Genomic DNA, 8,797 nt, shown 5'->3' on the forward strand with positions numbered 1-8,797 from the left:
TAAGGATGGATGTGTGCCAACGATTAATCAGTTGATTCGCAAGGAAAGAAAAAAGGTTGTCAAAAAGACAAAGTCGCCAGCGTTAGTAGAGTGTCCTCAAAGAAGAGGTGTTTGCACAAGAGTTTATACTACTACACCAAAGAAGCCAAACTCAGCGATTAGAAAAGTAGCTAAAGTGCGACTTACAAGTAAGTTTGAAGTGATTAGTTATATACCGGGTATTGGTCATAACTTACAAGAGCACTCTATCGTGTTAGTGCGTGGTGGCAGGGTAAGAGACTTACCGGGTGTTAAATATCATATTATCCGTGGTGCGCTTGATACTGCAGGTGTTGCAAAGCGATCTGTTTCACGCAGTAAGTATGGTGCTAAAAAAGCAAAAGATGCTAAAAAATAATTTGAAATAAGGAGCAGTGATTCAATGAGAAGAAGAAAAGCCCCCGTTAGAGAAGTTTTGGGCGATCCAATATATGGCAATAAGGTTGTAACAAAGTTTATCAATAAAATGATGTATGATGGTAAAAGAAGCGTAGCAGAAAAGATTATTTATGCAGCTTTTAATAGAATCGAAGAAAAAAGCGGTGAAAAAGGCATTGAAGTCTTTGAAAAAGCATTAGCAAATATCCGTCCGCTTGTGGAAGTAAGAAGCAGAAGAGTGGGTGGGGCAACCTATCAAGTGCCAGTAGAAGTGCGACCAGAAAGACAACAAAGCCTTTCTATCCGTTGGCTTTTAGAAGCTACAAGAAAACGCAATGAACGCACAATGATAGAGCGTTTAGCAAATGAACTTATGGACGCAGCAAGTGATAAAGGTGCGGCATTTAAGAAAAAAGAAGATGTGCATAAAATGGCAGAAGCAAACAAAGCGTTTGCACATTATCGCTGGTAGTTTAAGGATAATAAATGGCTAGAAAAACCCCTTTAAATAAAATACGCAATATCGGTATTGCCGCACATATTGATGCTGGAAAAACGACAACTTCAGAGAGAATCTTATTCTACACAGGTGTAAGCCATAAGATTGGCGAAGTGCATGATGGTGCTGCGACAATGGACTGGATGGAGCAAGAAAAAGAGAGAGGTATCACTATTACTTCTGCGGCGACTACTTGCTTTTGGAAAGATCATCAAATTAATCTCATCGACACTCCCGGACATGTCGATTTTACAATTGAAGTAGAGAGGTCTATGCGTGTGCTTGATGGTGCTGTGGCTGTGTTTTGTTCTGTCGGTGGTGTGCAGCCCCAAAGCGAAACCGTGTGGCGACAAGCAAATAAATATGGTGTGCCGCGTATGGTATTTGTGAATAAAATGGATAGAATCGGTGCGAATTTCTATAATGTAGAATCACAAATCAAAGAGCGACTAAAGGCTAATCCTGTGCCAATCTGCATTCCTATCGGTGCGGAAGATTCTTTCAAAGGTGTAGTTGATTTAGTATTAATGAAAGCTATCGTGTGGAATGATGAATCTATGGGTGCAAAATACGATGTAGAAGAGATTCCAGCAGATTTAATGGATAAAGCAAATGAATATAGAGAAAAGCTTGTAGAATCTGCAGCCGAGCAAGATGAAGCTTTAATGGAAAAATATCTAGGTGGCGAAGAGCTAAGTGAAGCAGAGATTAAAAAAGGCATTAAAATGGGTTGCCATAATATGAGCCTTATCCCTATGCTTTGTGGTTCAAGCTTTAAAAACAAAGGTGTGCAAACATTGCTTGATGCAGTCGTTGATTATCTTCCAGCACCAACTGAAGTTGCAGAAATTAAAGGCATTGAGCCAAAAACAGAAGAAGAAGTGCTTGTAGAATCTAGCGATGATGGCGAATTTGCAGGACTTGCATTTAAGATTATGACAGACCCTTTTGTTGGACAGCTTACATTCGTGCGTGTATATCGCGGTAAGTTAGAATCTGGTAGCTATGTGTATAACTCTACAAAAGGCAAAAAGGAAAGGGTAGGGCGACTTTTAAAAATGCACTCTAATAAGAGAGAAGATATTAAAGAAGTCTATGCCGGTGAGATTTGTGCCTTTGTTGGTTTAAAAGAGACGCTAACTGGAGATACACTTTGTGATGATAAAAAGCCCGTGATTCTAGAGCGTATGGAGTTCCCAGAACCTGTTATTCACATTGCAGTTGAGCCAAAGACAAAAGCTGATCAAGAGAAAATGGCAGTAGCACTTGGTAAGCTTGCAGAAGAAGACCCAAGCTTTAGGGTAAGCACACAAGAAGAAACAGGGCAAACGCTGATCGGTGGTATGGGCGAGTTACACCTTGAAATCATTGTGGATAGACTAAAGCGAGAATTCCGCGTTGAAGCAGAAGTTGGACAGCCACAAGTTGCCTTTAGGGAGACTATTCGCAGCAGTGTTACACAAGAATGTAAATACGCCAAGCAGTCAGGTGGTCGTGGGCAATACGGACATGTGCATATTAAGCTAGAGCCAAAAGAAGCAGGCAGTGGTTATGAATTTGTAAATGAGATTAGCGGTGGTGTGATTCCAAAAGAATATATCCCAGCCGTTGATAAGGGTATCCAAGAAGCAATGCAAAATGGTGTGTTAGCAGGCTATCCAGTGGTAGATTGTAAAGTAACGCTTTATGATGGAAGCTACCACGAAGTAGATTCAAGCGAAATGGCATTTAAGATTGCTGGATCTATGGCGTTTAAAGATGCTTGTCGCAAGGCAAATGCGGTATTATTAGAGCCTATGATGAAAGTGGAAGTTGAAGTGCCAGAAGAGTATATGGGCGATGTTATCGGCGATTTAAACCGCAGAAGAGGGCAGATTAACTCCATGGACGATAGAATGGGGTTAAAAATCGTTAATGCGTTCGTGCCACTTGCCGAAATGTTTGGGTATTCTACCGATTTGCGTTCAGCAACACAAGGTAGAGGCACTTATACGATGGAATTTGATCACTATGGCGAAGTGCCTAGCAATATCGCTAAAGAAATCATGGATAAACGCAGCAGCTAATCCCGCTTTGCTATCCATTTAGCTTATCATAATTACACTTATAGAATCTAAACTCATAAGTTTAGATTCAATCTCAAAACTTCAAAATTACTATATTATTTTGACTTTCCCATAATTGTTTTTTTTTTTTGTTGCGTATAATGTGCAATTTAACGGTGAAAATTTAGCTACAATTAAACCTTATTGCATAAGCGATAATCTACAATTAAAGGTTTTCAAGTTGAAAATTTATCAATAGAATCACATAAAAACCCTTGACAAATCGTTTTTTTTGTATTATACGCACATAGCATTATATGCTAAATTTTTATGAAAGGATTTGTTATGAGTGATAAAAAAATAAGCCCTCAAGATAATTCTGCAAATCAGCAGAATGCAAACAAGGGAACACCGGGTGTAAATAAGCAATTTGCACAAGCTCAAGGCAATAGAGGGAAGCAAATGAATCCCAACCAAAATCAGACTAAGAAATAGTCTAAAATAAATTCATGTTGCTAAATTGCAGTATTAGGTTAGCATTATTGCTAAATGCCTGTATTGCAAACAATATGGATTTTCCGTGTTTCTTACCTTATTCTTTTTGAATAATATTTTTGCTTATATATTTAGGGATATTGTCAAATTAAGGTATAAAGGCGGTTTTGATATTTTCCAAATGACACTTATATTTATCGTTATGCTATGGAATCTTTAGATACACTTCAAAATCATTCAGTTAGTTTCTTTCATGATTTATTATACAGACAATCATTTTAATCTTATTTTTTAGTTTTTCAAAAGCTTAATATCCTATAAATTTAAAGATTTTTCATATATTATTATGAAAATCTACTTCAGGAATTGAATATACGCTGATAATTGTTAAATAAATCTTAATTATAAAATAAAGTAGATTCTAAAGAATGGCGACCCTTGAAGGATTTGAACCTTCGTTACCGCCGTGAAAGGGCGGTATCCTTGGCCTCTAGATGAAAGGGTCATAAAAAGTAAAAAGAATCGATATTGTAGCAAAATCTAATTAATACAAAAAGATAAAGTCTTATGAAATAAATATTGTGAAAGATTTTATTAACGAAGTTTCGGAGTTAAGAATCTGCAACAAAAGTTGCAGATACAAAACAAGAAAAGACATAAAGTCTTGCCCTTGTGCAAACAAAAAGTATTCCAAAAACAATATAGAGTTGAAATTTGGCATAAAGATCATCTATCAAAATTTTAGCACTTAAACAAGCATTCAAAACATAGGTAAGAGCAGAATAAATAAAAAGCAGGGTTGTTGGATAGAATAACTATGCGAGAACTAGATTCTAATATGAAAGATTATCGCGTTGGCTCTTTAAAAAAAGGTGAAACATCTCTTTTAGATTCTGCATGAAATGTTTTACTACACCCAATACAACAAGTTATTTCAGATTCCATTGCTTTTTTGCTACTACTTATCAACGAAAAAAGTCCTTGTGAATAAAGTGTTTTTAACTTTATTAAATGCGTGTTTTCTGTGTAGTTGTTAGAATCTAGGTGTTCTGCCACTTGAGTGTATGCAGGGCTTTGGGGTGCAAATTTTATAGATTCTAGATTCTTGTTATATTGAGTGCGTAAGCACGAAATATCTTTTTTAGTTTCTATGCTAGATTTTTCGCTACGCTCAAAATGACAATTTGTTGTAGAATCTAGATTCTTCGTAGTTCCTGCAAAAAGTTGTGCGAGTAAATGCGTATAGCTTAAGTGCATGATACTGCCCTCAAGCAAAATGATACTTTTACGCATGGCTTTATTATCAATGCTTTTTTGAAGTAGGTTAAAAATATCTTGTGTAAGGTTAAAAATATCTTGTATTGTGTGTGTATCTTGTGTGAGAATATCCTCCAAAGCGTTACTAAAAGCGGTGAGTGAATCTAGCATTTCTTTTGTATTTAGCATGAGTTTATAGGGGGTAAAATTCTCTTTAAAATGCTTCAGTTCTCTTTCTTTATCAATAGGCTTTAGTGTAAAATCATCTTCATTTAGGGCTATTGTGTGCTGAAAACGCATACCATATCCTAGATTAATCACGCTATTTGGCTTGTATAGCTTTATTGCCTCTTCGATATTTTTCGCACTCAAATAGAATAAGTCATTGCTAAATACACGCAAATTTTTATTGCTCTCCACTTGAAAGCAATCTTTTGGAATCTCTGTATTTTCATCGCCATAAAAGCTATGTTTGGCGTGTTTGCTATACCCATCTATATAACCACAATCTATACCGCACAATATCACATCACTCCCAAGCAAACTTGCGATACTAACCCCTGCATTACCAACAAAAGGTGCGCTAAACTCTAGCGGAATATATGTAGAATCTAAATACGCACTACTGCTACCACCGCGTAAAAATCCATATTTTTCTTTTGCTAAATTACATGCTTTTGTGTCCGTAGTCTGTGCGAATATTAGCGGAATATCTCCTAAATTTGCTTCCTGTAAAACTTCTGCTAGATAAGGCACTCGCTCAATCTCTAGCTGAAAATCAGGTCGTATGCCATGATGTCGCAAAACCTTTAAAGCTGTCCCACAACTAAGCAAAATCATAGAATCTTTATAAGCTTTCAAAAAATCAATACATAAATCAAGACTAGCCCCATTGCCTATAACACAAATTGGGGCATTTACTCGCTTTGGTCGCATGCTTAAAAGCCTAGAATCCGCTAGATTCAAACACGCATTTTTTAAGCCTATAAGCTCATCTTCAAAGCTACCCCAACCACGCATAATAGCCTTTTTCTCTTTATAAATGAAGTCTTTAAGCAGGGCTACATTATCAGTTGTATAATGCGTTAAACTCAAACTTAAAAAATTATTTGTTAGCTTTTTTGCATGTAAAAACGCACTCACAAGTTCAAATGATATATCCTTTATAATGATAAAGCAAGAGTTCTTTCCAACATGCTGAAATAGCCTATCATAATCGATAAAATAGAGTGAAATGCGGAATAAATCAATATGTTCTTCATAAATCATTAAGGAATAAAAGTGATAGTCTTTCTCTAGCAATTCTTGTAAAAACATGCCGCCCATAAGCCCATAGATATTTGTTTGTGGCAGGAATTTAGAATTACAAAAAGATTCTATTAGATTTTCATAGAGTGTGAGATTGCTTTGTGTTTGTATCGAATCTTGTTGTGTGGTTTTAGAATCTTTTGCGAGATTTAGATTCTGTGTATTGTCATTTTTGCAAGTATGGGTAAAATCTTCACTCGTGCGAGTGTGTAAGCATGAAATATCTTTATTGGATTTCATGTTAGATACTTCGCCTAAAGGCTTAGTATGACAAGTGGTTGTTTTAGATTCTAGATTCTCCACCAAATCTTGGTGGGTGCAGGGTTTAGGGTGCATTTTTATAGAATCTAGATTCTGTTTTAATGTTTTGTTGGATATTTCGCTTCGCTCGATATGGCAAATTTTAGATTTTAATATAGAATCTTGCTTTTCATTACAATATGACTGAAAATTCGCATTAGATTCAAGTGGCGTAGATTCTAAACTTTGAGATGTTTTGCTACACTCAACATGACAAGCCATAGATTCCACTCCCATTTTTACACTCTCTCTTAATAAATCATTGCAAAGCTTACCTGTGATATTTAGCTTCTCTTCATTTATAAAATGTGCGTTTGGAGTTAATACATGATTACTAAAGAGTTCCCATTGTGGATTTTTCATAGGATTTTTAGCAAGTTCTTTATGTGTGTCTTGCATACTTGTTTTATGCGTAGGGGCGTTTTTATCATTTGTGCTTTTTATAAGCGGATATTGCATAGTTTGCGTTGGGATATGGATTACATTATATCCATACGAGTCAATATGTAGGTTGTAAAGCGTTGGGGCTTTGCTTAGGGCGTGAAAAAACTTTGGATTGAGACTTTTAAAAAACTCCATGTTTTTATAGTAGTTTATTTGTAGCTGCTTTTCATTGAGATTATCTTGTGTTTGCACGAGTATCCTTACTCATTTTCTGGCTTGAAGAATCTATAGAATCCATTTGCATAATTTATTTGTTTAGCCCTAGATAGAGAGAGGCTGCCCTCTTCTATATCTTTAGTTATCGTGCTACCCGCTCCAATTAGCACATTATCTGCGATATTTATCGGGGCTACAAACTGACAATCACTACCTACAAAGACATTTTTGCCAATATGTGTTTTATGCTTTTTCTTGCCATCATAATTGCAAGTAATCACACCCGCTCCAATATTACTCCCATCTCCTATCACACAATCGCCAAGATAGCTTAAATGCCCCGCTTTCACTCCATCTAAACTCGCATTTTTACATTCCACAAAGTTGCCGATATGAGAATCTTTTATATGTGAGTTTGGTCGTATGTGTGCGTGCGGTCCTATATCACTTTCTATAATCTCGCTTTCTTCTACTACGCTATGGGCTTTTATATGGCTATCTTTTATGTGGCTTTTGCCCGTTATTCTCACGCCATTTTCAAGCACACATTCCCCCTCAAAGCATACGCTAGATTCTATATAAATGCTCTCTGGTATCTGCATGATAACGCCTTGTTCCATTGCCCTTTCTCTTAGCCTTGTTAAGAGTATCTGCTCTGCTTGTGAAAGGTGAAGTTTTGTATTTATCCCAAGCATATTTTTTTCACAACATATAAAGGCAAAAATGTCTTTAGAATCTTTATTTGCGAGTTCTATAACCTGTGTGAGATAGTATTCATTTTGTGCGTTATTAGAATCTAGCTTTGATACATACTCTTGTAAAATCTCTTTAGTAAAGCAGTAAATCCCTGCATTTACGATATTAATCTCTTTTTGTTCTGTATTGCAATCTTTCTCTTCGATAATGCCCTTTATGGCAAATGCTTGTTTTAAATCCTTGTCTTTTTTGATAATCCTGCCATAACCATAAGGATTTTTTGTCTCAAACGCACAAAGATTGATAGAGCCAGCCCCATTTACTAGCATTTCTAAATCACTGCTTGAGATTAGAGGCGTATCACCGCTAAGGATTAGCACCTTTTCACCTTTTATATCGATTAATTGCTTATTTTCTTTCATCAAAGCCCCGCCAGTGCCCGGATACTTATCATGCAACTGCGTGTGAAAAGTAATCTTATCAGCGATATGCCATGCGTATTTTTCCTGTAAAAACGCTTGTATTCTCTCTTTTTGATTGTATAGCACGACATGCACATCAGAGCTTATCTCTAATGCGGTATCAATCACATATTCAATCATGCTTTTACCGCATAGCTTATGCAAAACCTTTGGTGTATTTGACTTCATTCGTGTGCCAAACCCAGCCGCTAAAATCACCACTGATACCATATTTTTCCTTTTATAGCTTAGATTCTATTTGATACATACAAGGCTAAAATTATACATTATTTAGAGCATATTTCTTTTAAATAGTTAATTGATTCTTCAATGCTTTTGGGTCTACTAAGATCGTCTATTTCTTTGTCTGTTAAGACTTTATCATCAAAGCATTTGCCACTTATAATCTCGCCATTCTCACCTTTAAATAAGGCTAGTAGTTTTCCATCTTCTGTGTAGAATCTCGTATCCCCATGAAACAAGTTGTTTAAATATGGTATTTCTGCCATAAGCTTCCCATTCTCATAATACCACTTTTCTATGCCTTCTGCTTTATCATTTTTATATGGTGCTTCTCTCTCTAGATTCCCATTCTCATAATACCACTTTGCTATGCCTTCTGCTTTATCATTTTTATATGGTATTTCAGCCCGAAGCTTCCCATTCTCATCATACACTTTTGCTATGCCTTCTGCTTTGTCATTTTTATATGGTGTTTC

Annotated in this window: 7 protein-coding genes and 1 tRNA gene; 4 read left to right on the top strand and 4 right to left on the bottom strand. The window is 36.1% G+C overall.

Features of this window, described 5'->3' with window-relative positions; genetic code table 11:
• Window positions 1–13: 13 nt before the first annotated feature.
• From rpsL to T368_RS15855, 4 genes are all read left to right on the top strand, one after another.
• Window positions 14–397, top strand: a complete 384-nt coding sequence (gene rpsL, locus T368_RS0103425) for a 30S ribosomal protein S12 (RefSeq protein WP_004086488.1) — start codon at window positions 14–16, stop codon at window positions 395–397.
• 24 nt (window positions 398–421) lie between these two features.
• Window positions 422–889, top strand: a complete 468-nt coding sequence (rpsG, locus tag T368_RS0103430) for a 30S ribosomal protein S7 (RefSeq protein WP_004086489.1) — start codon at window positions 422–424, stop codon at window positions 887–889.
• Between the two features lie 14 nt (window positions 890–903).
• Window positions 904–2,982 carry an elongation factor G gene (gene fusA / locus T368_RS0103435; protein WP_004086491.1) on the top strand — a complete coding sequence of 693 codons (2,079 nt, stop codon included), beginning with the start codon at window positions 904–906 and terminating at the stop codon, window positions 2,980–2,982.
• Between the two features lie 324 nt (window positions 2,983–3,306).
• Window positions 3,307–3,456, top strand: coding sequence for a hypothetical protein (locus T368_RS15855; protein WP_004086493.1), 150 nt, complete (start codon window positions 3,307–3,309; stop codon window positions 3,454–3,456).
• A 429-nt stretch (window positions 3,457–3,885) separates the two neighbouring features.
• Here the strand turns inward: T368_RS15855 and T368_RS0103445 are convergent.
• The 4 genes from T368_RS0103445 to T368_RS0103460 form a co-directional block, all read right to left on the bottom strand.
• Window positions 3,886–3,961: transfer RNA gene (locus tag T368_RS0103445), tRNA-Glu, on the bottom strand.
• Window positions 3,962–4,302: 341 nt separating this feature from the next.
• The gene (locus T368_RS0103450) at window positions 4,303–6,957 is read right to left on the bottom strand and encodes a motility associated factor glycosyltransferase family protein (RefSeq protein ID WP_004086495.1); all 2,655 of its coding nucleotides are present in this window, start codon (window positions 6,955–6,957) and stop codon (window positions 4,303–4,305) included.
• 8 nt (window positions 6,958–6,965) lie between these two features.
• Window positions 6,966–8,309, bottom strand: coding sequence for a bifunctional UDP-N-acetylglucosamine diphosphorylase/glucosamine-1-phosphate N-acetyltransferase GlmU (gene glmU, locus T368_RS0103455; protein WP_004086497.1), 1,344 nt, complete (start codon window positions 8,307–8,309; stop codon window positions 6,966–6,968).
• A 56-nt stretch (window positions 8,310–8,365) separates the two neighbouring features.
• Window positions 8,366–8,797 (bottom strand): toxin-antitoxin system YwqK family antitoxin (locus T368_RS0103460; protein ID WP_027338300.1); only part of this gene is annotated, 432 nt, incomplete at its 5' end.

This window comes from Helicobacter bilis ATCC 51630 (assembly GCF_000686565.1).
Lineage (GTDB): Bacteria > Campylobacterota > Campylobacteria > Campylobacterales > Helicobacteraceae > Helicobacter_A > Helicobacter_A bilis.